General features: G+C 60.9%; 23 protein-coding genes. 9 read left to right on the top strand and 14 right to left on the bottom strand.

What is annotated here, in order from left to right:
- Positions 1-185: 185 nt before the first annotated feature.
- Positions 186-662 (top strand): hypothetical protein, encoded by a 477-nt coding sequence (locus PMI31_RS00345; protein WP_008015447.1) that lies wholly within the window; start codon positions 186-188, stop codon positions 660-662.
- A gap of 12 nt (positions 663-674) precedes the next feature.
- On the opposite strand, the gene PMI31_RS00350 is transcribed toward PMI31_RS00345, so the two are convergent.
- The 5 genes from PMI31_RS00350 to PMI31_RS00370 form a co-directional block, all read right to left on the bottom strand.
- Entirely contained in the window at positions 675-1,643 is a 969-nt protein-coding gene (locus tag PMI31_RS00350) for a CDP-6-deoxy-delta-3,4-glucoseen reductase (RefSeq protein WP_008015450.1), read from the bottom strand.
- Positions 1,643-3,109 carry a 4-hydroxy-3-polyprenylbenzoate decarboxylase gene (gene ubiD / locus PMI31_RS00355; RefSeq protein ID WP_008015451.1) on the bottom strand — a complete coding sequence of 489 codons (1,467 nt, stop codon included), beginning with the start codon at positions 3,107-3,109 and terminating at the stop codon, positions 1,643-1,645. The genes PMI31_RS00350 and ubiD overlap by 1 nt, the downstream gene beginning before the upstream one ends.
- Before the next feature lie 141 nt (positions 3,110-3,250).
- A complete protein-coding gene (gene rho, locus PMI31_RS00360; RefSeq protein ID WP_003206716.1) occupies positions 3,251-4,510 on the bottom strand; it encodes a transcription termination factor Rho in 1,260 nt (419 codons plus the stop codon).
- 249 nt (positions 4,511-4,759) lie between these two features.
- The gene (trxA, locus tag PMI31_RS00365; RefSeq protein WP_003206727.1) at positions 4,760-5,089 is read right to left on the bottom strand and encodes a thioredoxin TrxA; all 330 of its coding nucleotides are present in this window, start codon (positions 5,087-5,089) and stop codon (positions 4,760-4,762) included.
- A gap of 121 nt (positions 5,090-5,210) precedes the next feature.
- Entirely contained in the window at positions 5,211-5,918 is a 708-nt protein-coding gene (locus tag PMI31_RS00370) for a FadR/GntR family transcriptional regulator (protein WP_008015453.1), read from the bottom strand.
- A 255-nt stretch (positions 5,919-6,173) separates the two neighbouring features.
- Here PMI31_RS00370 and PMI31_RS00375 point away from each other — a divergent pair, with 255 nt between their 5' ends.
- The 5 genes from PMI31_RS00375 to ppx all read left to right on the top strand — a co-directional run bounded on the left by PMI31_RS00375 (position 6,174) and on the right by ppx (position 10,758).
- Positions 6,174-6,959, top strand: a complete 786-nt coding sequence (locus PMI31_RS00375) for a transporter substrate-binding domain-containing protein (protein ID WP_008015455.1) — start codon at positions 6,174-6,176, stop codon at positions 6,957-6,959.
- Positions 6,960-6,981: 22 nt separating this feature from the next.
- Positions 6,982-7,650, top strand: coding sequence for an amino acid ABC transporter permease (locus PMI31_RS00380; protein ID WP_008015458.1), 669 nt, complete (start codon positions 6,982-6,984; stop codon positions 7,648-7,650).
- Positions 7,647-8,297 carry an amino acid ABC transporter permease gene (locus PMI31_RS00385; RefSeq protein ID WP_008015460.1) on the top strand — a complete coding sequence of 217 codons (651 nt, stop codon included), beginning with the start codon at positions 7,647-7,649 and terminating at the stop codon, positions 8,295-8,297. Before PMI31_RS00380 ends, PMI31_RS00385 begins: the two co-directional genes overlap by 4 nt.
- The gene (locus PMI31_RS00390) at positions 8,284-9,021 is read left to right on the top strand and encodes an amino acid ABC transporter ATP-binding protein (protein ID WP_008015462.1); all 738 of its coding nucleotides are present in this window, start codon (positions 8,284-8,286) and stop codon (positions 9,019-9,021) included. The genes PMI31_RS00385 and PMI31_RS00390 overlap by 14 nt, the downstream gene beginning before the upstream one ends.
- Positions 9,022-9,255: 234 nt before the next feature.
- Complete coding sequence (ppx, locus tag PMI31_RS00395; RefSeq protein ID WP_008015463.1) at positions 9,256-10,758, top strand: exopolyphosphatase; 1,503 nt, start codon at positions 9,256-9,258, stop codon at positions 10,756-10,758.
- 189 nt (positions 10,759-10,947) lie between these two features.
- Here the strand turns inward: ppx and ppk1 are convergent, their stop codons facing one another.
- Together ppk1 and hemB are read right to left on the bottom strand one after the other, a co-directional pair.
- Positions 10,948-13,170, bottom strand: a complete 2,223-nt coding sequence (gene ppk1, locus PMI31_RS00400; RefSeq protein WP_008015465.1) for a polyphosphate kinase 1 — start codon at positions 13,168-13,170, stop codon at positions 10,948-10,950.
- A gap of 18 nt (positions 13,171-13,188) precedes the next feature.
- On the bottom strand, positions 13,189-14,202 hold the full coding sequence (gene hemB / locus PMI31_RS00405) for a porphobilinogen synthase (protein ID WP_008015467.1): 1,014 nt from the start codon (positions 14,200-14,202) through the stop codon (positions 13,189-13,191).
- Between the two features lie 208 nt (positions 14,203-14,410).
- Between hemB and PMI31_RS00410 the strand changes: the two genes are divergently transcribed.
- Complete coding sequence (locus PMI31_RS00410; RefSeq protein ID WP_008015468.1) at positions 14,411-15,043, top strand: DedA family protein; 633 nt, start codon at positions 14,411-14,413, stop codon at positions 15,041-15,043.
- On the opposite strand, the gene PMI31_RS00415 is transcribed toward PMI31_RS00410, so the two are convergent.
- On the bottom strand, positions 15,024-16,259 hold the full coding sequence (locus PMI31_RS00415; RefSeq protein WP_008015470.1) for a sterol desaturase family protein: 1,236 nt from the start codon (positions 16,257-16,259) through the stop codon (positions 15,024-15,026). The genes PMI31_RS00410 and PMI31_RS00415 overlap by 20 nt on opposite strands.
- A 115-nt stretch (positions 16,260-16,374) precedes the next feature.
- Between PMI31_RS00415 and elbB the strand changes: the two genes are divergently transcribed.
- Positions 16,375-17,043 (top strand): isoprenoid biosynthesis glyoxalase ElbB, encoded by a 669-nt coding sequence (gene elbB, locus PMI31_RS00420; protein WP_008015474.1) that lies wholly within the window; start codon positions 16,375-16,377, stop codon positions 17,041-17,043.
- A gap of 54 nt (positions 17,044-17,097) precedes the next feature.
- On the opposite strand, the gene PMI31_RS00425 is transcribed toward elbB, so the two are convergent.
- The 5 genes from PMI31_RS00425 to PMI31_RS00445 form a co-directional block, all read right to left on the bottom strand.
- Positions 17,098-17,553 carry a YaiI/YqxD family protein gene (locus PMI31_RS00425; RefSeq protein WP_008015476.1) on the bottom strand — a complete coding sequence of 152 codons (456 nt, stop codon included), beginning with the start codon at positions 17,551-17,553 and terminating at the stop codon, positions 17,098-17,100.
- A 123-nt stretch (positions 17,554-17,676) separates the two neighbouring features.
- On the bottom strand, positions 17,677-19,575 hold the full coding sequence (locus PMI31_RS00430) for a cytochrome c/FTR1 family iron permease (protein ID WP_008015478.1): 1,899 nt from the start codon (positions 19,573-19,575) through the stop codon (positions 17,677-17,679).
- Positions 19,576-19,737: 162 nt separating this feature from the next.
- Positions 19,738-20,370, bottom strand: a complete 633-nt coding sequence (rhtB, locus tag PMI31_RS00435; protein ID WP_008015480.1) for a homoserine/homoserine lactone efflux protein — start codon at positions 20,368-20,370, stop codon at positions 19,738-19,740.
- 187 nt (positions 20,371-20,557) lie between these two features.
- Positions 20,558-21,139 (bottom strand): mechanosensitive ion channel family protein, encoded by a 582-nt coding sequence (locus tag PMI31_RS00440; protein ID WP_008015482.1) that lies wholly within the window; start codon positions 21,137-21,139, stop codon positions 20,558-20,560.
- Positions 21,139-23,049 carry an ATP-binding cassette domain-containing protein gene (locus PMI31_RS00445; RefSeq protein WP_008015484.1) on the bottom strand — a complete coding sequence of 637 codons (1,911 nt, stop codon included), beginning with the start codon at positions 23,047-23,049 and terminating at the stop codon, positions 21,139-21,141. Before PMI31_RS00445 ends, PMI31_RS00440 begins: the two co-directional genes overlap by 1 nt.
- A 50-nt stretch (positions 23,050-23,099) precedes the next feature.
- Here PMI31_RS00445 and PMI31_RS00450 point away from each other — a divergent pair, with 50 nt between their 5' ends.
- Positions 23,100-23,564 carry a TIGR02444 family protein gene (locus tag PMI31_RS00450; protein WP_008015485.1) on the top strand — a complete coding sequence of 155 codons (465 nt, stop codon included), beginning with the start codon at positions 23,100-23,102 and terminating at the stop codon, positions 23,562-23,564.
- Here PMI31_RS00450 and PMI31_RS31140 read toward each other — a convergent pair.
- Complete coding sequence (locus PMI31_RS31140; RefSeq protein WP_008015487.1) at positions 23,561-24,691, bottom strand: AlgP family protein; 1,131 nt, start codon at positions 24,689-24,691, stop codon at positions 23,561-23,563. The genes PMI31_RS00450 and PMI31_RS31140 overlap by 4 nt on opposite strands.
- Between the last annotated feature and the right edge of the window lie 80 nt (positions 24,692-24,771).

The raw sequence follows: 24,771 nt of genomic DNA on the forward strand, positions 1-24,771 counted from the left end.
GTCATTCTGTAAATATCTTAAATACCAGAATGAAATATGCATAAGCATTGAGCCCTTCCGGGAATAAAGCCACCTATCAGAAACGTCCTACTCCCCCTCCAGATTTGCCGCCTTCCGGCCTCCATCGGGCGTCGCGTATAACGGTCACACAGGCGCAAGCCAGACTGCCTCACAGGGGGCCGCCGATGAAAAAACCATGGTTTTACGCAGCGCTGTTGATGGCCTTGTCGCCATTGGCGTTGGCACAGCATGCAAGCTCAAAGGACGCTGGCTCCTGGTATTTGCAGACCAGTGTTTATACGACGCATTATTCACCCGACCCCAGGCACAACAACAATCAGGATCTTATTGGTCTTGAACGTATCAACGAGTCGGACTGGCTGCTTGGCGCCGCCACTTTTCGCAATTCGTACAGCCAGCGCTCACATTATGTCTACGCGGGTAAACGCTACGAAAGCGCCTTCTATCCCGTGTATATCAAATTTACGGGCGGCCTGCTGGAAGGCTACCGCGGCAAACATAAGGACAAGATTCCCCTGAATCGCTTCGGGGTCGCACCGGTGATCATCCCCTCACTGGGCACACAATACGGTCCGGTGGCAGCCGAGCTGGTGTTGCTCGGCTTCAACGCCGCCATGGTGACCACTGGCGTGCACTTCTGATCCCACGCAGACCTACGAGCGCGGCGCATACGCAAATACGTCGGCACGCATCTGATGCGCGTCCATTCCCGCTTCCACCAGCGCATCCAGCGTGCCGTAGACCATGGCCGGAGAACCACTGGCGTACACGTGCAGCGGTTTGAGATCAGGGAAGTCTTCACACACCGCTTCATGCAACATGCCGCAACGCCCCTTCCAGCCGCATTGATCGCTGACGACCTTGTGCAGGAACAGGTTGGACAATTTCAGCCACTCATCCCAATGTTCGACTTGATAAAAGTCTTCAGGACGACGCACGCCCCAATACAGGTGCACCGGATGCTTGAAACCCGAGGCCCGGCAATGTTCGATCAGGCCGTGGATCTGGCCCATGCCGGTGCCGGCGGCGATCAGCACCAGCGGACCGTCCGGCAACTCAGCCAGGTGGGTATCGCCGAACGGCAACTCGACCCGCACCATGCCGTTGCGCTGAAGCTGTTCGATCAGGCTCAGCGCACTGGATTCACGCGCCAGTACATGGATTTCCAGGTCACGCCCCGCATGCGGTGCCGAGGCGAGGGAGAACGCGGACTTTTCGCCATTCTCGCGTTCGATCATCAGGTACTGACCGGCGTGGTAGCGCGGCGGTTTGCCGGCCGGAGCCCGCAGACGCACGCGCCAGGTGTCGCCGCCCACGTCCCTGCACTCAATGACCTGACACGACAAGCTGCGCACCGGTAGTTCTCCCAGCGCGAGCACGCCATCCCACAGCACGATGCAGTCTTCCAGCGGCTCCGCTATGCAAGTGTAGAACTCGCCATGGTCGCGCACATCGCCGGCCTGCTCGACTCGCCCTTCCACCAGCAGCGCCGCGCATACGTGGCAATTGCCGTTGCGGCAACTTTGCGGGCATTCGTAGCCCAATCGTCGCGCGCCATCGAGAATCCGCTCGCCGGGCAATATCTCAAGCACTGCTCCGGAGGGCTGCAAGGTTACACGCATCAATCTATTCCTAACTGATTCCAGATGGCATCGATCCGCTGGGTCACGGCATCGTCCTTGACGATGACCCGGCCCCACTCGCGGGTGGTTTCGCCCGGCCATTTATGTGTCGCATCGAGGCCCATTTTCGAACCCAGGCCGGACACCGGCGAAGCGAAGTCCAGGTAGTCGATCGGCGTGTTGTCGATCATCACCGTGTCGCGCTTGGGGTCCATGCGCGTGGTGATGGCCCAGATCACGTCGTTCCAGTCCCGGGCGTTGATATCGTCGTCGGTGACGATAACGAACTTGGTGTACATGAACTGTCGCAAAAACGACCAGACACCGAGCATTACCCGCTTGGCATGACCGGGATACGACTTTTTCATGGTCACGACGGCCATGCGGTACGAGCAACCTTCGGGCGGCAGATAGAAATCGGTGATCTCCGGGAACTGCTTCTGCAGGATCGGCACGAACACTTCGTTCAATGCCACGCCAAGGATCGCCGGCTCATCCGGTGGACGACCGGTGTAGGTGCTGTGATAGATCGGTTTGATCCGGTGGGTGATGCGCTCGACAGTGAATACCGGGAAGCTGTCGACTTCGTTGTAGTAACCGGTGTGGTCGCCGTACGGGCCTTCATCGGCCATCTCGCCCGGATGGATCACGCCTTCGAGGATGATTTCGGCGGTGGCCGGTACTTGCAGGTCGTTGCCGCGGCACTTCACCAGCTCAGTGCGGTTACCGCGCAACAGGCCGGCGAAGGCGTATTCGGAGAGGCTGTCGGGCACCGGGGTCACGGCACCGAGGATGGTCGCCGGGTCGGCGCCCAGGGCGACCGATACCGGGAACGGTTGACCGGGATGCTTCTCGCACCACTCGCGAAAATCCAGCGCGCCGCCACGGTGGCTCAGCCAGCGCATGATGACCTTGTTGCGGCCGATCACTTGCTGACGATAGATACCGAGGTTCTGGCGATCCTTGTTCGGACCTTTGGTGACGGTCAGGCCCCAGGTGATCAGCGGACCGACATCGCCCGGCCAGCAGGTTTGCACCGGCAACATGGCCAGGTCGACGTCGTCGCCTTCGATGACCACTTCCTGGCACACAGCGTCCTTGACGACTTTCGGCGCCATCGAAATGATCTTGCGGAAGATCGGCAGCTTGGACCAGGCATCCTTCAGGCCTTTCGGCGGCTCGGGTTCCTTGAGGAACGCCAGCAGCTTGCCGATCTCGCGCAGCTCGCTGACCGCTTCGGCGCCCATGCCCAGCGCGACGCGCTCGGGGGTGCCGAACAGGTTGCCGAGCACGGGAATGTCATAACCGGTAGGGTTTTCGAAAAGCAGGGCCGGGCCCTTGGCGCGCAAGGTGCGGTCGCAGACCTCGGTCATTTCGAGCACTGGGGACACCGGAACCTGGATGCGCTTGAGTTCGCCGCGCTTTTCCAGGCCGCTGATAAAGTCGCGCAAGTCGCGATACTGCATGCGTGAGCCTCGTGTTGGCCGTGGCGTTCGGGGGCAGGCAGTTTAGCGCCGAAGCCCTCTATTCAGAACCACGAACTGGCATTTGATCAAAAATCAGATAGCAAAAAGCCGGGTTTCCCCGGCTTCTTGTGCCTGTTCGACTTACTTGCGTTTCATCGACAGGAAGAACTCATCGTTGGTCTTGGTCGTTTTCAGCTTGTCGACCAGGAACTCGATGGCAGCAACTTCATCCATCGGGTGCAGCAGCTTGCGCAGGATCCACATGCGCTGCAGCTCGTCGTCGGCGGTCAGCAACTCTTCGCGGCGGGTGCCGGAACGGTTGATATTGATGGCCGGGAAGACGCGCTTTTCAGCGATACGGCGATCCAGCGGCAGTTCCATGTTGCCGGTACCTTTGAACTCCTCGTAGATCACTTCGTCCATCTTCGAGCCGGTTTCAACCAGCGCGGTGGCAATGATGGTCAGCGAGCCGCCTTCTTCGATGTTCCGCGCGGCGCCGAAGAAACGCTTCGGTTTCTCCAGGGCGTGGGCATCGACACCACCGGTCAGTACCTTGCCGGAGCTCGGGATCACGGTGTTGTAGGCACGCGCCAGACGGGTGATGGAGTCGAGCAGGATCACCACGTCTTTCTTGTGTTCGACCAGGCGCTTGGCCTTCTCGATCACCATTTCGGCAACCTGCACGTGGCGGGTTGGCGGCTCGTCGAACGTCGAGGCAACCACTTCGCCGCGCACGGTGCGCTGCATTTCGGTTACTTCTTCCGGACGTTCGTCGATCAGCAGCACGATCAGGTGAACTTCAGGATTGTTACGTGCGATGTTCGCGGCAATGTTCTGCAGCATGATCGTCTTGCCGGCTTTCGGCGGAGCAACGATCAGACCGCGCTGGCCTTTACCGATCGGGGCGCACAGGTCGATGACACGACCGGTCAGGTCTTCGGTGGAACCGTTACCCGCTTCCATCTTCATGCGCACGGTCGGGAACAGCGGGGTCAGGTTCTCGAAGAGAATCTTGTTTTTCGCGTTTTCCGGACGGTCAAAGTTGATCGTGTCGACCTTGAGCAGCGCGAAATAACGCTCGCCTTCCTTTGGAGGGCGGATCTTGCCAACGATGGTGTCACCGGTGCGCAAGTTGAAACGACGGATCTGGCTCGGCGAGACGTAGATATCGTCTGGACCTGCGAGATAGGAAGCGTCAGCGGAGCGCAGGAAGCCGAAGCCGTCCTGGAGAATCTCCAGCACGCCATCACCGGAGATTTCCTCACCGCTTTTCGCGTGCTTCTTGAGCAGGGAGAAAATCACGTCCTGCTTGCGCGAACGGGCCATATTTTCTATGCCCATCTGTTCGGCCAATTCGAGCAGTTCGGTAATCGGCTTTTGCTTGAGTTCAGTCAGATTCATATAGGAATGACGTAATCATTTATGGAGGGGGGAAATTAAGCTTTTGGCTTAATGAGGCCGCGCCGCTGAGAAGGCGACAGGATCGCGTACTTATTCGAAAAGGAGTGCGTCGGCGACGGCTAGCAGGGGGCAATGGAGAAACCAGTGCGGGGCCGAATGTACCACCTGAGTATCAGGAGCGTCTAGCCCTGAATACGCAAAAAGCCCCGCTATTTGCGGGGCTTTTTTCAGGACACTCTACAGCGACGCTTAGATGTTGGCGTCGAGGAAAGCAGCCAGTTGCGACTTCGACAGTGCGCCGACCTTGGTCGCTTCAACGTTGCCGTTCTTGAACAGCATCAGGGTCGGGATACCGCGCACGCCATGCTTGGCCGGGGTTTCCTGGTTTTCGTCGATGTTCAGCTTGGCAACGGTCAGCTTGCCTTTGTAGGTCTCGGCAATCTCGTCCAGGACAGGAGCGATCATTTTGCAAGGGCCGCACCACTCAGCCCAGTAATCGACCAGTACAGCGCCTTCAGCCTTGAGTACGTCGGCCTCGAAGCTAGCGTCGCTAACGTGTTTGATAAGATCGCTGCTCATGGAATTCTCCAGGGTTGTAAGCAAAAAAACGTGGCCCATCATAGCCGCCCTTCCCTCGTTCAGGAAGGTGCAGTTGATTGAGTCTCGCTATGGTGTTCCATGAGTTTGGGTATAGCCCGGGTTACGCCGAGGCGGGAGCGACGAAGGCGATTCCGGTGCGCAACGCCGCGTTGCGCACATGCTCTTGCATGGCCTTTTGCGCAGCGCCAGAGGCTCGGCGAGCCAGCGCGCGAAGGATCTTGCGGTGTTCCTGCCAGGTTTCCATGGCCCGTTCGGCCCGGATGAACGGTAGTTTCTGGCTTTCCAGGAAGATATCGGCGCTGGCGGTGAGGATACTCAGCATTGCCTGATTGCCGCTGGCCAGCAGGATGCGCCGGTGGAATTCGAAGTCCAGGCGCGCCGCCGCTTCGAAATCAGCAGCTTTCAGTTCGTTGCGCATGGCGGCGACATTGTCCTCCAGCGCATCGAGTTCGTCGGTGCTCAAGGTCACGGCCGCCAGCCCCGCGGCAAACCCCTCCAGCGCATAACGCAACTGGAAGATATCCAGCGGCGAAGCCTGTGCCGCGAACGGCCAGCCCGGCGCCGCTTCGCTGCGCGGCAGTTCCACCGGCGCCTGCACGAACACACCTTTGCCCGGCTGGATGCTGACGACGCCCAGCGCACTCAGGGACGACAACGCCTCGCGCAAAGAAGCCCGGCTTACGCCCAGTTGCAGCGCCAGGTCCCGTTGCGAGGGCAAGGCATCCCCCGGCCCGAAGCCCTGCTCGGTAATCAGTTTGCGGATGGCTTGCAGCGCCACTTCGGGTACGGCGCGGGAGATCGAATTCATGGTTTTCCAGACGAACCAGGCCAAAGTGCGCTCAGTTGTAAAGCTATTCACGGCTCCCGGCAAGTCGTGCCCCATGGGGGTTCGGCAATATTCCCGGCTGCGCTATCGGGGTGCGAAACGCAACGCGACTGTTCAGACCAGTAAGACCATTCGACACCAGCAAAACCGCACTCTGGCGCCCCCACCCCCCAAGTTGGCATGCCCCGTGCTCTGTCGATCCGCAGAAATCACTTCTTGCCGATTCGGAGATTTGCCATGACCCAGCGTTACAGCGTCCTCCTCGCAGCCCTGTTTGCCAGCCTGATGCTGAGCCAGGCACCCGCCCACGCCGACGGCCTGGAAGACGTGGTCAAGCGCGGCGTCCTCAAGGTTGCCGTGCCCCAGGACTTCCCGCCCTTCGGCTCGGTCGGCCCGGACATGAAGCCCCGCGGCCTGGATATCGACACCGCGAAACTGCTGGCCGACCAGCTCAAGGTCAAACTCGAACTGACGCCGGTCAACAGCACCAACCGCATCCCGTTCCTCACCACCGGCAAGGTCGACCTGGTGATTTCCAGCCTCGGCAAAAACCCGGAGCGCGAGAAGGTCATCGACTTCTCCCGTGCCTATGCGCCCTTCTACCTCGCGGTGTTCGGTCCGCCAGACGCCGACATCAAGGGTCTGGACGATCTCAAGGGCAAGACCATCAGCGTCACCCGTGGCGCCATCGAAGACATCGAGCTGACCAAGGTCGCTCCCGAAGGCGTGACCATCAAGCGCTTCGAAGACAACAACTCGACCATCGCCGCGTACCTGGCCGGGCAAGTCGACCTGATCGCCAGCGGCAACGTAGTGATGGTCGCGATCAGCGAGAAGAACCCGAAACGCGTGCCGGCCCTGAAAGTGAAGCTCAAGGATTCGCCTGTCTACGTGGGCGTGAACAAGAACGAGCCGCAGCTGCTGGATAAGGTCAACCAGATCCTCGTGACCGCCAGGAGCGACGGCGCGCTGGAAAAGAACGCCCTGACCTGGCTGAAAGAACCGCTGCCGGCCGATCTCTGATTCGGCGCACTGGAGACGTTTTATGGCTTATCAGTTCGATTTCTTGCCGGTGGTGCACAACACCGATCTGTTGCTGCGCGGTGCGTTGTTCACCCTTGAGCTGACAGCTATCGGCGCTGTGCTCGGCGTGGGCCTTGGCATCGTCGGGGCGCTGGTGCGGGCGTGGAACATCCGGCCTTTCGCGGGGATTTTCGCGGTCTATGTCGAGTTGATCCGCAACACGCCATTTCTGGTGCAGCTGTTTTTCATCTTCTTCGGCTTGCCGTCACTGGGCGTGCAGATCTCCGAATGGCAGGCAGCGGTGCTGGCGATGGTGATCAACCTCGGCGCCTATTCGACCGAGATCATCCGTGCCGGTATCCAGGCGATTCCCCAGGGTCAGCTGGAAGCCGCGGCGGCACTGGCGATGACGCGCCTCGAAGCATTCCGCCATGTTGTGTTGCTGCCGGCGCTGGGCAAAGTCTGGCCAGCCCTGAGTAGCCAGATCATCATCGTCATGCTCGGCTCGGCGGTGTGTTCACAGATCGCCACCGAAGAGCTGAGTTTCGCTGCCAACTTCATTCAATCGCGCAACTTCCGCGCTTTTGAAACCTACGCCCTGACCACGTTGCTGTACCTGTGCATGGCGCTACTGATCCGCCAATTCCTGAACTGGATCGGCCAGCGGTTCATCGCAAGGAGTGGCCGATGAGTGATTTCACCTTCTGGGACATCGTGCGCAACCTGCTCACCGGCCTGCAATGGACGCTGGCGCTGTCATTGGTGGCGTTCATTGGCGGCGGGCTGATCGGTTTGCTGATCATGGTCATGCGCATCTCGGATAAATCCCTGCCACGCAGCTTTGCGCGCACTTACATCGAACTGTTCCAGGGCACACCACTGTTGATGCAGCTGTTCCTGGTGTTTTTTGGTGTGGCGCTCGCCGGGTTGGAGATTTCGCCGTGGATGGCGGCGGCGATCGCGTTGACGCTGTTCACCAGCGCTTATCTGGCGGAGATCTGGCGCGGTTGCGTCGAATCGATCCCCAACGGCCAGTGGGAAGCCTCATCAAGCCTGGCGCTCAATCCGCTGGAGCAACTGCGCTACGTGATCCTGCCGCAGGCCCTGCGCATTGCCGTGGCGCCGACCGTGGGCTTCTCGGTGCAAGTGGTCAAAGGCACCGCCGTCACGTCGATCATCGGCCTCACCGAACTGACCAAGACCGGCGGCATGCTCGCCAACGCCACCTTCGAACCCTTCATGGTCTACGGCCTCGTCGCCCTCGGCTATTTCCTGCTCTGCTACCCCCTGTCCCTCAGTGCGCGCTATCTGGAAAGGAGACTGCATGCCTCTGCTTAGAATTTCCGCCCTGCATAAATACTACGGCGATCACCATGTGCTCAAAGGCATCGACCTGAGCGTCGAGGAAGGCCAGGTGGTGGCGATCATCGGGCGCAGCGGCTCGGGTAAGTCCACCCTGCTGCGCACCCTCAACGGCCTGGAGTCGATCAACGATGGCGTAATCGAAGTCGACGGCGAGTACCTCGACGCCGCCCGCGCCGACCTGCGCAGCCTGCGGCAGAAAGTCGGCATGGTGTTCCAGCAGTTCAACCTGTTCCCGCACCTGACGGTTGGCGAAAACGTGATGCTCGCGCCGCAAGTGGTGCAAAAAGTGCCCAAGGCCAAGGCCGCCGAACTGGCGCGGCAGATGCTGGAACGGGTCGGGCTCGGCGAAAAGTTCGATGCCTTTCCGGATCGACTGTCCGGCGGCCAGCAACAACGGGTGGCGATTGCCCGCGCCCTGGCGATGTCGCCGAAAGTGTTGCTGTGCGATGAAATCACCTCGGCCCTGGACCCGGAACTGGTCAACGAAGTACTGAGCGTGGTCCGGCAACTGGCCAGGGAAGGCATGACGCTGATCATGGTCACCCACGAAATGCGTTTTGCCCGGGAGGTTGGGGACAAACTGGTGTTCATGCACTTGGGCAAGGTGCATGAAACAGGTGACCCGAAGGTGTTGTTCGCCAATCCGCAGACGGCTGAGCTCGCGAATTTCATTGGTACTGTGGAAGCGACAGTCTGAAAGCTCTTGAGGGCCTGTGATGGCCTCATCGCGGGCAAGCCCGCTCCCACAGGGTTCTATGTTGGAACAGGATTGTGTGTTCGACGCAAAAACCTGTGGGAGCGGGCTTGCCCGCGATTGACCGTGCAGCGGTCACCCGTTTGCATGCACTGGATCAAGGCTTTGAACACTGCGCGTTGGCGGCAGCCTTTGATCGTGGCACGATGTCGAGGTTATCGACCGAGACCCCAGACCATGCCGCAATCCCAAGCCAAGAATCTGTCCCTGATCGCCGCAATCGACCTGGGCTCCAACAGTTTTCACATGGTCGTGGCCAAGGCCCAGAACGGTGAAATCCGCATTCTCGAGCGTCTCGGGGAGAAGGTTCAGCTGGCCGCCGGCATCGACGAAGAGCGTCATCTAAGCGAAGAATCGATGCAGCGCGGGCTCGACTGCCTCAAGCGCTTCGCCCAACTGATCAGCGGTATGCCCACCGGTGCCGTGCGCATCGTTGGCACCAACGCCCTGCGGGAAGCCCGTAACCGCGCCGAATTCATTCACCGCGCCGAAGAAATCCTCGGCCACCCGGTGGAAGTCATTTCCGGCCGTGAAGAAGCGCGCCTGATCTATCTCGGCGTGTCCCACACCCTCGCCGACACCCCGGGCAAACGCCTGGTGGCCGACATCGGCGGCGGCAGTACCGAATTCATCATTGGCCAGCGCTTCGAACCACTGCTGCGCGAGAGCCTGCAGATGGGTTGCGTCAGCTACACCCAACGCTATTTCAAGGACGGCAAGATCACCCCGGCCCGTTACGCCCAGGCGTACACCGCGGCGCGGCTGGAGATTATGAGCATCGAGCACGCCCTGCACCGCCTGACCTGGGATGAAGCCATCGGCTCCTCGGGCACCATCCGCGCCATCGGCCTGGCGCTGAAGGCTGGCGGCCACAGCACCGGCGAGGTCAACGCCGAAGGCCTGGCCTGGCTCAAGCGCAAACTGATCAAGCTGGGCGACGTCGAGAAAATCGATTTCGAGGGCATCAAACCGGATCGCCGGGCGATTTTCCCGGCGGGCCTGGCGATCCTCGAAGCGATCTTCGACTCCCTCGAACTGCAACGCATGGATCACTGCGAAGGCGCCCTGCGCGAAGGCGTGCTCTATGACCTGCTGGGCCGCCATCATCACGAAGACGTACGCGAACGCACCCTCACTTCGCTGATGGAGCGCTACCACGTCGATCAGGAACAGGCAGTACGGGTCGAGCGCAAGGCACTGCATGCGTTCGACCAGGTGGCCGCGGACTGGGATCTGGAAGACGGCGTCTGGCGCGAACTGCTCGGCTGGGCGGCCAAGGTCCATGAAGTGGGCCTGGACATCGCTCACTACCAGTACCACAAGCACGGCGCCTACCTGATCGAGCACTCGGACCTCGCCGGGTTCTCCCGCGAAGACCAGTTGATGCTCGCGCTGCTGGTACGCGGCCACCGACGCAACATTCCCAAGGACAAGTTCGCCGAGTTCGGCGACGACGGCACCAAGCTGATTCGCCTGTGCGTGTTGCTGCGCTTTGCGATTCTGTTCCACCACATCCGTGGCACCCAGCAAATGCCCCAGGTGGAACTGAACGCCTATGACAACCACCTGGAAGTGGTTTTCCCGGAAAACTGGCTGGATGAAAACCAGCTGACCCAGGCCGACTTCGCCATCGAAGCGGAATGGCTGACTCGCGTAGATATCGTGCTGAACGCTCGCTGACCCCCGCCCCTGTAGGAGCGAGCCTGCTCGCGAAAAACCTGCAGGCGACGCTTTTTTCCAGGCAGCACGCGTTATCGTTCACGCCCATCGTCGGATCGCCGCCCGGAGCGAGCTCGCGCCTACAGGGGGCGGCGATGTAAACAAAAATGGCGATCCGCAGGGATCGCCATTTTTTATACCTCGCCCGTGTTACCGAACAGCCAGAATCGGGCTGCCCAAACGCTCCAGCAATGTCGCCTGGGCGCTGCGCGGGTTCTGGTTGCCGGTCGGCGTGTTGCGGATGTAACGACCGTCCGACTGCAGGCTCCAGCTGTGGGTGTTATCGGTGAGATACAGCTCCAGCTCTTTCTTGACCCGCATGATCAGCTTCTTGCCTTCCACCGGGAAGCAGGTCTCGACGCGCTTGTCGAGGTTGCGCTCCATCCAGTCGGCACTGGAGAGGAACATCTGTTCTTCGCCGCCATTGAGGAAGTAGAAGACCCGGGTGTGTTCCAGGAAACGACCGATGATCGAGCGCACGTGGATGTTGTGGGAAACCCCGGCGATGCCCGGCCGCAGGCAGCACATGCCACGCACCACCAGATCGATACGCACACCTGATTGGCTGGCCTTGTACAACGCACGGATGATCTTCGGATCGGTCAGCGAGTTGAACTTGGCGATGATGTGCGCCGGTTTGCCGTCGAGGGCGAACTGGGTTTCGCGGGCAATCATGTCGAGCATGCCCTTTTTCAGGGTGAACGGCGCGTGCAGCAATTTCTTCATGCGCAGCGTCTTACCCATGCCGATCAACTGGCTGAACAGTTTGCCGACGTCTTCGCACAAGGCATCGTCGGAGGTCAGCAAGCTGTAGTCGGTGTACAGGCGGGCGTTGCCGGCATGGTAGTTACCCGTACCGAGGTGCGCGTAACGCACGATCTCACCGGCCTCGCGGCGCAAGATCAGCATCATCTTGGCGTGGGTCTTGAAGCCGACCACACCGTAAATCACCACCGCACCGGCCGCTTGCAGTCGGCTGGCCAGTTGCAGGTTGGACTCTTCGTCGAACCGCGCACGCAGTTCGATCACCGCGGTGACTTCCTTGCCGTTACGCGCAGCATCCACCAGCGCATCGACGATTTCCGAGTTGGCGCCGGACCGGTACAGAGTCTGGCGCACCGCCAGCACGTGTGGGTCCTTGGCGGCCTGGCGCAGCAGGTCGACCACCGGGGTGAACGACTCGAACGGGTGCAGCAGCAGGATGTCCTGCTTGCTGATCACGCTGAAAATGTTTTCGCTGTTCTGCAGCAGTTTCGGGATCTGCGGGGTGAACGGCAGGTATTGCAGCTCACGCTGGCTGTCCAGGCCGGTGATGCTGAACAGCCGTGTCAGGTTCACCGGACCGTTGACCTGATACAACTCGGTCTCGCCCAGGTTGAACTGCTTGAGCAGGTAGTCGGACAGGTGTTTCGGGCACGTGTCGGCCACTTCCAGTCGCACCGCATCGCCATAGCGACGGGAGAACAACTCGCCGCGCAGAGCACGGGCCAAGTCTTCGACGTCTTCGGAATCCAGCGCCAGGTCGGCATTTCGGGTCAGGCGGAACTGGTAGCAGCCTTTTACCTTCATGCCCTGGAACAGGTCATCGGCGTGCGCGTGGATCATCGACGACAGGAACACATAGTTGTCGCCAGCGCCGCCCACCTCTTCCGGCACCTTGATGATGCGCGGCAGCAAACGCGGTGCCGGGATGATCGCCAGACCGGAATCGCGACCGAAGGCGTCGATACCTTCCAGTTCGACGATGAAGTTCAGGCTCTTGTTCACCAGCAACGGGAACGGGTGCGTCGGGTCGAGGCCGATCGGAGTGATGATCGGGGCGATCTCGTCGCGGAAATAGCGGCGGACCCAGGTTTTGAGCTTGGTGGTCCAGTGACGGCGACGGATGAAACGGACCTGATGCTTTTCCAGCTCCGGCAACAGAATGTCGTTGAGGATCGCGTACTGGCGGTCGACGTGACCGTGCACCAGTTCGCTGATGCGGGCCAGTGCCTGGTGCGGTTGCAGACCATCGGCGCCCGCCTGTTCACGGGCGAAGGTGATCTGCTTCTTCAGGCCGGCGACACGAATTTCGAAGAACTCATCCAGGTTGCTGGAGAAGATCAACAGAAACTTCAGCCGCTCCAGCAATGGGTAGGACTCGTCCAGCGCCTGTTCCAGCACGCGGATGTTGAACTGCAGTTGCGAGAGCTCGCGGTGGATGTACAGGCTGCTGTCATCCAGGCCGGGAATGGCCACCGCTGGCACGGTCGCCGTGGTTTCGACGACCGCCGCGGGCGGAGCTGGCTCCAGCTCCGGCGGGGTCTCGTCGACTTGCTCCATCACAGGTTGAGCGTCTTTTACGGCAACTTCAGTGAGTACTTCGGTATTCATCGAATGTTCCTGGGAGGGCTATTTTTGCTCTCGTAACAATTGAGCGGCACGAACGGCAAAGTACGTCAGGATGCCATCAGCCCCTGCACGTTTGAAAGCGGTCAGGGACTCGAGGATAACCCCTTCGCTCAGCCAGCCATTCTGGATCGCCGCCATGTGCATGGCGTATTCGCCGCTGACTTGATACACAAACGTCGGCACTTTGAATTCTTCTTTTACCCGGCACAGGATGTCCAGGTACGGCATGCCTGGCTTGACCATGACCATGTCTGCACCTTCTGACAAGTCCGCCGCCACTTCGTGCAGGGCTTCGTTGCTGTTGGCCGGGTCCATCTGATAGGAGGCCTTGTTGGCCTTGCCCAGGTTCAGCGCCGAACCGACCGCATCGCGGAACGGGCCGTAATAGGCACTGGCGTACTTGGCCGAGTAGGCCATGATCCGTACATTGACGTGACCGGCCACTTCCAGGGCTTCGCGGATCGCCTGGATGCGACCGTCCATCATGTCCGATGGTGCCACGACCTGAGCGCCGGCTTCGGCGTGGGACAGGGCTTGCCTGACCAGTGCGTCGACGGTGATGTCGTTCTGCACGTAGCCTTCTTCGTCGAGGATGCCGTCCTGACCGTGGGTGGTGAACGGGTCCAGGGCGACGTCGGTGATCACGCCCAACTCAGGGAATTGCGCACGCAGCGCACGGGTCGCGCGCTGGGCAATGCCTTCAGGGTTCCACGCTTCGGCGGCGTCCAGGGACTTGAGCTCCGCTGGCGTCACCGGGAACAGCGCCAGCGCTGGAATCCCCAGCTCGACCCACTTGGCCGCCTCTTCCAGCAACAGGTCGATGGTCAGGCGTTCGACACCCGGCATCGAGGCCACTGCTTCGCGACGGTTTTCACCGTCCAGTACGAACACCGGCAGGATCAGGTCATCGACGGTCAGGACGTTTTCACGGACCAGACGACGCGAGAAGTCGTCACGACGGTTGCGGCGCAGGCGGGTTGCGGGGAACAAACGGTTGGCGGGGGTAAAGCTCACGGCAGACTCCTGAGCCCGCGCTTACGGGCGAGCGTGACAGTTATAAGCGGCCATTATGACGAACGTATTACAGTTGTGTGCACCCCTGTGACAGGTAGCCGCATTCCATTGTCGTTGTAGGAAATGTTCACGTCGAGACACATTTGGACACTTTCCTGAATGTGTCCGAAGGGTTAGGCTGCGCGTTCATTTCGCCAGCACCCAGACAATGCTCCAACAATTTCTGCATGACTTTGGCTACTTTGCCCTTTTTCTAGGCACGTTCTTCGAAGGCGAAACCATTCTGGTACTCGCGGGCTTCCTCGCGTTCCGTGGATACATGGACATCAACCTGGTGGTGGTCGTGGCCTTCTTCGGCAGCTATGCCGGCGACCAACTGTGGTATTTCCTGGGCCGCAAGCACGGCCGCAAGCTGCTGGCGCGCAAACCGCGCTGGCAGATGATGGGTGACCGGGCGCTGGAACACATTCGCAAGCATCCGGACATCTGGGTACTGAGCTTCCGCTTCGTTTACGGTTTGCGTACGGTCATGCCGGTGGCCATCGGGCTGTCAGGCTATCCGCCGGGCCGCTACCTGTTGCTCAACGGCATTGGCGCGGCGATCTGGGCCGCAGCCCTGGCGGCGGCCGCGTACCATTTCGGCGCAGTGCTCGAAGGCATGCTCGGCAGTGTGAAGAAGTACGAACTCTGGGTGCTCGGCGCCCTGCTGGTCCTGGGCTTCGTGCTATGGCTACGTCGGCGCTTCAAGAATGCCCGCCTGGCCAAGCAGGTCTACGCCGACGAACAAGCCCTGAAAGCCGAAAGAACCAAGACCGAAGGCCCTACGACGCCAGTCGAGTGATGCGGTTTCTGCAACAGTAGAGACCGATGCCGCTCAACAGACTGTAACTGAGCAGGCCGCACCAGCCTGCCACGCTGGCCGGCCACAGCCCCACCATCGGGGCCAGCCATACCAAAAGCAGATTCGACGCCAGCCGCACCAGCTCCAGCTTAAACGCCCAAGGGCGATTCTCCAGGGCCACGCCCAGCACAAACAGACCGAACGCCACCGCTCCCCAGCCCAACACCAGGGCGGCGACTGGCACCGTCGTTTCAAGACTCATCAAATAGCTGCCCAGCGCGATGTACACGCAGAACTGCAACAGGATGTAGAGCTGCTGGCGCCCGTCCAGCGGCACTTCGAATTTGCGGAACCGGGCCAGGTCCGGCTTGCCTATCGGGTATTTTGCCGCCACGTCCGCCGGGCACCAGCCGGTGCGCATGAACCAGATCCGCAGCTTGTCCCAGGTGCTTTCGGCACGCCGTGCATCGGCCCACAACTGCGCGTAGAACTGCACGTTCGCCCATACGGGGTTCCAGCTCGCCAGCGGCGTGGTCACGCCGAAGATCACCGGCTCGTTGTCGTCTTCTTCCTGGAACGAGCCGAACAGTCGGTCCCAAATAATGAACACGCCACCGTAATTGCGATCCATGTACAGAGCGTTCTGTGCATGGTGAGCCCGATGATTGGATGGCGTGACAAAAAACCATTCGAACCAGCCGAGCTTGGGAATGTGCCGGGTGTGCACCCAGAACTGGTACAGCAGGTTCAGCGCGGCGACGCTGACGAACACCAGCAGCGGCACGCCGAACACCGCCAGCGGCAGATAGAAGATCCAGCTCAGCAGGAAACCGGTACTGGTCTGGCGCAACGCCGTGGACAGGTTGTAGTCCTCGCTCTGGTGATGCACCGAATGGGCGGCCCAGAGGATGTTGCGCTCGTGGCCCATGCGATGCAGCCAGTAGTAGCACAAGTCATAGAAGACAAAGGCGAACACCCAGGTCCAGACGCTGTCGGCCGATAACTCGAACAGCGCCAGATGCTTGAGGGCAAAGCCGTAGGTCAGCAGCCCCACGCCTTTGGTCAGCAGCCCCGTGGTGGTCGACAGCACGCCGGTGCTGAGACTGTTGATCGCGTCCGCCACCCGATAATTGCTCACCCCGCGCCAACGGTCGGCCAGCAGCTCGACGGCGATCAGGACAAAGAAAAACGGTACCGCATACAGAATGAAGTCCATGACGCGCCCTGACCGGAATCTTGAGGACCGATGCTATGTGTAACCGTGAATTAACCCTATGGCAACGCGTGACAAATTAGTGGACATTTAACGTCATGAATCTGGAGAAAAGCCCATGAGCAAAAAAGTTGCAGTGATCCTTTCCGGTTGTGGCGTGTACGACGGCGCCGAACTCCACGAGAGCGTCATCACCCTGCTGCGTCTGGACCAACGCGGTGCCCAGGTGCAGTGTTTCGCACCGAACATCGCGCAGTTGCATGTCATCAATCACCTGACCGGCGAAGAAATGCCCGAATCGCGCAACGTGCTGGTGGAGTCGGCGCGAATTGCCCGGGGTAACGTCAAGGATATCCGTGACGCGAACGTCGATGACTTCGATGCGCTGATCGTGCCCGGCGGCTTCGGTTCGGCCAAGAACCTCTCCAGCTTCGCCATTGAAGGCGCCGGCTGCTCCGTTCAGCCGGATGTCCTGGCACTGACCGAAGCCTTTGCCGAGGCCGGTAAACCGGTGGGGCTGATGTGCATTTCCCCGGCCCTGGCGGCCAAGATCTACGGCCCCGGCGTCACCTGCACCATCGGCAACGATACCGACACCGCCGCCGCGATGAACAAGATGGGCGCAACCCATACCGATTGCGCGGTCAGCGACATCGTCGAGGACAAGGCGCGCAAACTGGTGAGTACCCCGGCTTACATGCTGGCGCAATCGATCAGTGAAGCGGCATCGGGGATCAACAAACTGGTAGACCGCGTGCTCGAACTGACCCACGAAAACGACGCCTGACACGATTTATTGTAGGAGCTGGCTTGCCAGCTCCTACGGGGTTCATTGCAAGGGTCAGGTTTTGCGTGTCAGCCGTGTGAGTATCCGATCCAGCGCATTGGCAAACGCCTGCTTCTCACGGTCGCCGAACGGCGCAGGCCCTCCGCCCATTTGCCCCTGTTCGCGCAAATCGGTGAACAGGTTGCGCACAGCCAGCCGATCACCCATGTTCTGCGCATCGAACTCCTTCCCGCGCGGGTCCAGCGCGGCCACGCCCTTCTTCACCAGACGGTCGGCCAACGGCACATCGCTGCAAATCACCAATTCACCGGGAACTGCGTGCTCCACCAGGTAATCATCGGCCGCATCCGGGCCGCTCGGCACCACGATCAGCTTGACCAGCGCCAGACCTGGCTTGATCTGCGGCTGCCCGGCCACCAGCACCACTTCGAACTGGCGCTTGAGGGCGAACTTCACCACCAGATCCTTCGCTGCCCGAGGGCAGGCGTCGGCATCGATCCAGACACGCATTGGGTTTTTCCTCTATTGAAAAGCATCGCGGGCAAGCCCGCTCCCACAGAATACACATCGTCCATGTGGGAGCGGGCTTGCCCCGGGCGGCGCACCGACGAATTTGAGCGCAGCGAATGCTGTTTAAGAAACCTGCACCCGCTGTTTCTCAACCACCCGGCTACGGCCATACAACACGACAATCGCAATGATCGCCACCGCTTGCGCACTCAACGAATACGCATCGGCATGAATCCCCAGCCAGTCGAACTCAAAGAACGGCACTGGGCGCGTACCGAAGATCCCGGCCTCCTGCAGCGCTTTCACGCCATGCCCTGCAAACACCACCGACAAGGCGCACAAAAGACCAGCGTTGATGCTGAAGAACAGCGCCAGTGGCAACTTCGCCGAACCGCGCAAAATCACCCAGGCCAGGCCGATCAGCAGCACCAGCGCCGTGGCTCCACCGGCCAACACCGCGTTGTGCCCCGCGGGACCGGCCTGCAACCACAGGGTTTCGTAGAACAGAATCACTTCGAACAATTCGCGATACACCGAGAAAAACGCCAGGGTCGCAAAACCGAAACGCCCACCGCCACCGACCAGGCTGGTCTTGATGTAATCCTGCCAGGCCGCCGCGTGGCGACGATCATGCATCCACACCCCCAGCCACAGCACCATGACGCTGGCAAACAACGCCGTCGCGCCCTCCAGCAATTCGCGCTGCGAACCGCTGACATCAATCACATAGGCTGCCAGCGCCCAGGTGCCCAGCCCCGCCACAAACGCCAGGCCCCAACCGGCGTTGACGCTGCGCACCGCTGCCTGCTGCCCCGTGTTACGCAGGAAAGCCAGGATCGCCGCCAGCACCAGAATCGCTTCCAGACCTTCGCGCAGCAGAATCAGCAAGCCGGAAATGTAACTCAGCGACCAGCTCAAACCATTGTTGCCCAGCAGGCCGGCCGAGGCCTTCAACTTGTCCTTGGCCACTTCCAGGCGCTGCTCGACCTCGCTCACCGGCAAGCCGTCCTGCAACGACTGACGATAAGCCATCAGGGATTTTTCAGTGTCTTTACGCACGTTGGCGTCAATGTTGTCCAGCGAGCTTTCAACCAGCTCGAAGCCTTCCAGGTATGCCGCTACCGATAAGTCGTAGGCCTGGTCATGCTCACCGGCACGATACGCCGCGACGCTCTTGTCCAGAGTGGCAGCGGTGTAGTCGAGCAATTGTGCCGGGCCACGCTTGACCTGCGGCGGTTGAGCCCGCTGAGCACGGAACGTCGCGGCGGCTTGCGGGCCTTCGGCGGCCTGCACTTCGGCCGGGGTCTGACGGGCCAGGTCGGCGATGTTGTAGGTTTTGTCAGCATTGGCTGTCGCAAGGTCGGCACTGAAGCTGGCGATATAGGTAGCCAGGTCCCAACGCTGGCGATCATCCAGTTGATCGGCAAAGGCCGACATGTCGGTCCCTTCAACGCCCAGACCCAAGGTGCTGTAGATCGCGTAGAGGCTCAGTCGATCCAGTCGTGTGCTATCGCGCAGATTGGATGGCGGTGGCGTCATGCCGACACCTGCCGGGCCGTCGCCGGCGCCTGTATCGCCATGGCAGACCGAGCAATGCTGAGCGTACAGCGGCGCGCCACGCGCCGGATCCGGCGTGATGACCGGGGCCTGGCTGACTTCATAGGCCACGGCCAGCTTCGCCCCCAGTTGCCGGGCCTGGCGTGCGACGTCAGCACCGTCCTGACGGGCGCTGATGGAACTTCCCAGCGCGGTCAGGCTTTGCTCCAGCGCAACTTTTTCCGGTTTGGCCGGCATGGCCGTGATCAAACTTCCCAGCGTCTTGACCGACTCTTGCTGCGCGCGAAATCCGGCCTGATCCATGATGCTGCCCGCCTGCACCGTGTCCGGGTAATCCGCGCCGATGTAATCGAGCAAGTGCAGCGCCTGCGGCGCACCTTCGACGGGGGCGGCCAGCAACTGAACGCTGCACGCCGCGAACAGCGGCAGCAACAGCCAGGCCAGGAAACGGGAGGGGGCAATCATGAATGAATCTCAATTTGAAAAACGAAGTTACATATTGTTAACGCCCGATGGGTTTCGCTCAAGCTTTGTTGGGACTTCCTGCGAAATCGAGGGTTCTCCAAGATACTGATATGCCAATAAAAAAGGCGACCGCATGGGTCGCCTTTTCGGTGTTCTGTCGATTCAGACCGCAGCTCTGCGCAGCGTCGCCATGAACGCTGCCGCACCGATGAACAGCCCGGCAAAGGTCCGGTTCATGCGCTTTTGCTGTTTCGGCGTGCGCAGCAGACGCAGCACCTTGGACGCCAAACCGGTGTAGCCGGCCATGACGATCAGATCGACGCAGATCATCGTTACACCGATCACCAGATACTGAATCAACAGTGGAGCATGGGGGTCGATGAACTGCGGCAACACCGCCAGCATGAACACCAGGGCCTTGGGGTTACTGATGTTCACCAGAAAACCCCGGAACACCAGGGCCATCGGCTTGCCGATCTGGCGCACCGCTGCGTCATCGCTCATATCACTGGGCAGTGCACGCCATTGCTTGATCGCGAGGTAAACCAGATACGCCACGCCAAACCATTTGATGGCGTAGAAGGCCGTGGCCGAAGCCGTGAGAATGGCGCCGACACCGGCACCGACGATGGCGATCTGCAAAGCCAGGCCCAGTTGCAGGCCCAGGGCGTTCCAGTAACCGCGCCAGAAACCGTACTGCAGACCGCTGGACATCGACGCAATGGCGCCGGCACCGGGAGACAGGCTGATCACCCAGCAGGCGGCAAAAAACGCCAGCCATGTTTGAAGCTCCATTGCACACCTCGACTCAGACTCGTGACAGACGTCTAAGCTAATGCGGCTTTGGGTGGATGACTACCGATTTTTTGCGGGATGTTGCGGATGCCGACCAGCGCTTAGGGCTTGAGGGCCCCATCGCGAGCAAGCTCGCTCCTACAAGGGGCTCTCTGGCGCGAAGACGGTGTAGCAGTCAACAGAAGCCTTACTTTTCAAACCCGCTGGAAGGGAAAACATCCGTCCCGCGCCAGCGCCGCACCGAGCGCTGGAAGAACAAACTGTTGGGCACTTGCACCATGGCGCTGCCGGTCCCGAGCTCTTCGGCCTCGACCAGCGTGGTGTACAGCAGATTGATCGCCACCACCCGGCCTTTGACGCCGGGCTTGTCAGTGGTGTCCACCAACTCGACCACGTCGCCCAGGCGAAACGGGCCGACGGTGAAAATCAGGATCGCGCACAGCAGGTTCGACAGCACGCTCCACATGGCGAAAAAAGCCACTGCCGCGACCGCGACGAAACCGGACAATGCGGTCCAGAGCACCGTGGCCGATACGCCGAGTCGCTCCAGGACGAAAATCAACGCACTGCCCATGATCAGCCAGCGCAAACCGCCCCGCAGCGGCATCAGCAGTTGCGGCGGGAACGGATAGCGCTCACCAAGACGGGTCAGGCATTTGGCGACGAAGCGCTGGGCGAAGTAGCCGGCTAACAGGATCAGCAGGATTTGCACGCCGAGCCAGATCGGCTCGGCCCACACCGCCGGCAACGGCAGTTTGAAGGCGTCCATCAGGACAGTGCCTCCAGCTCCGCCTGCATGCTTTCCAGCAATTCCAGGGCTTCCATCCACGCTTCTTCCAGCTGTGCCTCACGCACCTTCAGCTTGGCCTGTTCGGCCAGCAGATCACGCAATTCGTTCTTGCGCGCCGGCTCGTAGATATCGCTGTCGCCGAGGCTGGCATCGATTTTCGCCAGCTTTTCGTGCAGCTTGCCCAACTCGGCTTCAAGCTTGTCAGCTTCGCGCTTGTGCGGCGCCAGTTGCTGGCGCAACGCAGCGGCGGCCTGACGCTGGGCTTTCTTGTCGGTCTTGTCCGGGTTGACCGGTGTGTTGCTGACCGGGGCATTGCGCTGGCGATACTCCACCAGCCAGCGGGTGTAGTCCTCCAGGTCGCCGTCGAACTCCTCGACCTTGCCGTCCGCCACCAGGTAGAAGTTATCGGTGGTGCTTTTGAGCAAGTGACGGTCGTGGGAGACCACCAGTACCGCCCCACTGAATTCCTGCAGGGCCATGGTCAGTGCCAGGCGCATTTCCAGGTCCAGGTGGTTGGTCGGTTCGTCGAGCAGCAACAGGTTCGGCCGATCCCAGGCGATCAAGGCCAATGCCAGGCGTGCTTTCTCGCCACCGGAGAAATTCAGTACCGGCTCGTCGATTCGCGCACCACGGAAGTCAAAACCACCGAGGAAGTCGCGCAGGGTCTGTTCGCGCTCGGTCGGCGCCAGGCGCTGCAAGTGCAGCAACGGGCTGGCCTTGGAGTCCAGAGAATCGAGTTGATGCTGGGCGAAGTAACCGACCACGGTGTTCTCGCCACGGGTCAAGCGGCCAGCCAATGGCGAGAGCTCACCGGCAAGGTTCTTGATCAGGGTCGATTTACCGGCGCCGTTAGGTCCGAGCAGACCGATTCGCGCCCCCGGGGTCAGTTGCAGCTTGACCTTCTCCAGCACGGCCTTCTCGCCGTAACCCAGGCGGGCATCTGACAAGTCGATCAGCGGACTGGAAATTTTCTGCGACTCACGGAAGACAAAGTCGAACGGTGAGTCGACGTGGGCGGCGGTCAGCTCTTCCATCCGCTCCAGTGCCTTGATCCGGCTCTGGGCCTGACGGGCCTTGGTGGCTTGGGCCTTGAAGCGGGCGATGTAGCTTTCCATGTGCGCACGTTGCGCCTGCTGCTTCTCGTAGGCCTGCTGTTGCTGAGCCAGGCGTTCGGCACGGGCGCGCTCGAAAGCGCTGTAGCCACCGCGGTACAGGGTGATCTTGCGCTGATCGACGTGGGCCACGTGATCGACCACGGCATCGAGGAAGTCCCGGTCGTGGGAAATCAGCATCAGGGTGCCGGGATAGCTCTTGAGCCACTCTTCGAGCCAGATGATGGCGTCGAGGTCCAGGTGGTTGGTCGGTTCGTCGAGCAGCAGCAGGTCCGATGGGCACATCAACGCCTGCGCCAGGTTCAGACGCATCCGCCAGCCACCGGAGAAATCCCCGACCTGACGATCCATCTGCTCGTTGGTGAACCCAAGACCGGCCAGCAACTTGCGCGCCCGGGCGTCGGCGGTGTAACCGTCGGCGCTGTCGAGTTCCGAGTGCAGGCGGGCCTGTGCGGCACCGTCATGGGCCGCTTCGGCTGCCGCCAGGTCACGTTGCACCTGGCGCAGGCGCAGGTCGCCATCGAGCACGTAGTCGACCGCCAGGCGCTCGAGAGTGTCGACCTCCTGGCGCATGTGGGCGATACGCCAGTCGGCCGGCAGCAAGCAATCACCCGAGTCCGGGTGCAGCTCGCCCCGAAGCAAGGCGAACAGGCTCGATTTGCCGGCGCCGTTGGCACCGATGAGGCCGGCTTTCTGGCCGGCGTGCAGGGTCAGCTCGGCGTCTTCTAGCAGACGTTGCGGGCCACGCTGTAAAGTCAGGTTCTGAAGTCGAATCATAATGGCGGCGGAGTCTACCAGCTTCGCTCGCAACTGGCGCGAGTAGCACTATGTCCTCTGACCTGTGGAGCTTTTCCCTGACCACTTATGCCCATCCAGGCGTTGAGCAGGCGTGCCTGCAATTGCAGTCGGCGGGAGTCAATGTGTGTCTGTTGCTGTGTGGTGCGTGGTTGGGACAACGGGGCGTGGCCTGCGATGAGCAACGTTTGCAGCAACTGCGCAGTGTGGCCGTCGCCTGGGACGCCGATGTCGTGGGACCGTTACGCGCCTTGCGCACACAATGGAAGGCCGAGGCTACGGAAGACGCCGATTTGCATAGCCTGCGTGAACAAGTGAAGGCACTCGAACTGGAAGCCGAACGGCATCTGTTGTTGCGGCTGGAGAGAGCGGCGCAGAGTTGGCCGCAAGGTGCCGAGACCGATCTGGCGGCCTGGCTGGAAGGTGCGGCGGCTGAGGCCGCCCACCTGCACCGCGACGCGCTGCATCAGCTGCGCGTCGCGGTAACCGGCACTTAGGAAGCGCTGGTTGGGGTGGTTGCTGCGATCGATGCGGCGGCCGGCGTTGGCGCTGGCGTGGCTGTCGAGGTGGCTGCTGCTAAAGCAGACGTTGCTGCCGGAGCCGGGTTGGCTGGTTTGGCAACTGGTGCGGTGGCTGGCTTGGCGGCAACCGGCTTTTTCACTGCAGGTTTGGCTGCTGGTTTTGCAGCAGGTTTTGTAGCAGCCGGTTTGGCGGCAATTGGCTTGGCAGCGGTTGGCTTGGCGGCAACGGCTGGTTTCGCTGCAGCTGGTTTAGCGGCAGGTTTGGCAGCCGCTTTTACGGCAGGTTTTGCCGCTGGCTTAGCTGCTGGTTTGGCTGCCGGTTTTGCAGCGACAGGTTTTGCAGCCGGCTTGGCAGCAGGTTTCGCCGCAGCGGTCCGGGTGGCTGGTTTAGCGGCCGGTTTTGCCGCTGGTTTAGCTGCCGGTTTAGCGGCGGTGGTTTTAGCCACGGCCGGTTTGGCAGCGGCGGTTTTTACAGCGGCTGGTCGTGCAGCGGCTGGTTTGGCAGCCGTGGTTTTAGCCGCAGGTTTTGCAGCGCTGGCAGCAGCCGGTTTTCTCGCTGCCGGTTTTGCAGCCGGTTTGGCGGCGGCAGTTTTGGCTACTGGCTTGGCAGTTGCCGGTTTTGCAGCAGCAGGCTTGGCCGGTGCTTTTGCAGCAGCCGGTTTGGCAGCGGTTTTCTTCGCAGGTGCCGCAGCAGGTTTGGCCGCGCGCAGGGACAACGCCTTGCCGACAGCCTCTTGTACACGACCGACGCCCTGAGCCAGTTTCAGGCTTTCCTGAGCATCGCGCTTGAGTTGCAGAATGTAGCCGCGGGTTTCCGATTGACGATTCTTGAGGGCATCGAGCAGCTCTTCAAGATCGGCCACTGCGTCCTTGGCCTTGGCTTGTGCCTTGGCTTTTCCGGCCGCCGCAGCGTCCTGCAATTTGGTGCGGGACTTGTGCAGTTTTTCTTGCGCTTTTCCGCGCTGCTTTTCCAGTTTGGCGAGCAGTTTTTCAGCATCAGCCAAGGCTTCGGAACAAGCGGTTTCCAGGTGCTCGAGCAGGCTGCTCGAGAGTTGTTGGAGCAGGTGCAATGGAGTGTTTACTGGCTTCTTGGTGGCCGACATGGTTTACCTCCTGGCTGAAGTGAGTGCGGCTCATACTAGACCTCTGCTGCAACCGCCGCTAGGGCATGTTGACACTATCG

Origin of the sequence: Pseudomonas sp. GM55 (assembly GCF_000282395.1) — a bacterium.
Classification (GTDB): Bacteria; Pseudomonadota; Gammaproteobacteria; order Pseudomonadales; family Pseudomonadaceae; genus Aquipseudomonas; species Aquipseudomonas fluorescens_CC.

Excerpts from the sequence above, each read along its gene's own strand:
- PMI31_RS00345 (WP_008015447.1), top strand. The coding sequence starts at position 186 with ATGAAAAAACCATGGTTTTACGCAGCGCTGTTGATGGCCTTGTCGCCA.
- PMI31_RS00350 (WP_008015450.1), bottom strand. The coding sequence starts at position 1,643 with ATGCGTGTAACCTTGCAGCCCTCCGGAGCAGTGCTTGAGATATTGCCC.
- ubiD (WP_008015451.1), bottom strand. The coding sequence starts at position 3,109 with ATGCAGTATCGCGACTTGCGCGACTTTATCAGCGGCCTGGAAAAGCGC.
- rho (WP_003206716.1), bottom strand. The coding sequence starts at position 4,510 with ATGAATCTGACTGAACTCAAGCAAAAGCCGATTACCGAACTGCTCGAA.
- trxA (WP_003206727.1), bottom strand. The coding sequence starts at position 5,089 with ATGAGCAGCGATCTTATCAAACACGTTAGCGACGCTAGCTTCGAGGCC.
- PMI31_RS00370 (WP_008015453.1), bottom strand. The coding sequence starts at position 5,918 with ATGAATTCGATCTCCCGCGCCGTACCCGAAGTGGCGCTGCAAGCCATC.
- PMI31_RS00375 (WP_008015455.1), top strand. The coding sequence starts at position 6,174 with ATGACCCAGCGTTACAGCGTCCTCCTCGCAGCCCTGTTTGCCAGCCTG.
- PMI31_RS00380 (WP_008015458.1), top strand. The coding sequence starts at position 6,982 with ATGGCTTATCAGTTCGATTTCTTGCCGGTGGTGCACAACACCGATCTG.
- PMI31_RS00385 (WP_008015460.1), top strand. The coding sequence starts at position 7,647 with ATGAGTGATTTCACCTTCTGGGACATCGTGCGCAACCTGCTCACCGGC.
- PMI31_RS00390 (WP_008015462.1), top strand. The coding sequence starts at position 8,284 with ATGCCTCTGCTTAGAATTTCCGCCCTGCATAAATACTACGGCGATCAC.
- ppx (WP_008015463.1), top strand. The coding sequence starts at position 9,256 with ATGCCGCAATCCCAAGCCAAGAATCTGTCCCTGATCGCCGCAATCGAC.
- ppk1 (WP_008015465.1), bottom strand. The coding sequence starts at position 13,170 with ATGAATACCGAAGTACTCACTGAAGTTGCCGTAAAAGACGCTCAACCT.
- PMI31_RS00410 (WP_008015468.1), top strand. The coding sequence starts at position 14,411 with ATGCTCCAACAATTTCTGCATGACTTTGGCTACTTTGCCCTTTTTCTA.
- PMI31_RS00415 (WP_008015470.1), bottom strand. The coding sequence starts at position 16,259 with ATGGACTTCATTCTGTATGCGGTACCGTTTTTCTTTGTCCTGATCGCC.
- elbB (WP_008015474.1), top strand. The coding sequence starts at position 16,375 with ATGAGCAAAAAAGTTGCAGTGATCCTTTCCGGTTGTGGCGTGTACGAC.
- PMI31_RS00425 (WP_008015476.1), bottom strand. The coding sequence starts at position 17,553 with ATGCGTGTCTGGATCGATGCCGACGCCTGCCCTCGGGCAGCGAAGGAT.
- PMI31_RS00430 (WP_008015478.1), bottom strand. The coding sequence starts at position 19,575 with ATGATTGCCCCCTCCCGTTTCCTGGCCTGGCTGTTGCTGCCGCTGTTC.
- rhtB (WP_008015480.1), bottom strand. The coding sequence starts at position 20,370 with ATGGAGCTTCAAACATGGCTGGCGTTTTTTGCCGCCTGCTGGGTGATC.
- PMI31_RS00440 (WP_008015482.1), bottom strand. The coding sequence starts at position 21,139 with ATGGACGCCTTCAAACTGCCGTTGCCGGCGGTGTGGGCCGAGCCGATC.
- PMI31_RS00445 (WP_008015484.1), bottom strand. The coding sequence starts at position 23,049 with ATGATTCGACTTCAGAACCTGACTTTACAGCGTGGCCCGCAACGTCTG.
- PMI31_RS00450 (WP_008015485.1), top strand. The coding sequence starts at position 23,100 with ATGTCCTCTGACCTGTGGAGCTTTTCCCTGACCACTTATGCCCATCCA.
- PMI31_RS31140 (WP_008015487.1), bottom strand. The coding sequence starts at position 24,691 with ATGTCGGCCACCAAGAAGCCAGTAAACACTCCATTGCACCTGCTCCAA.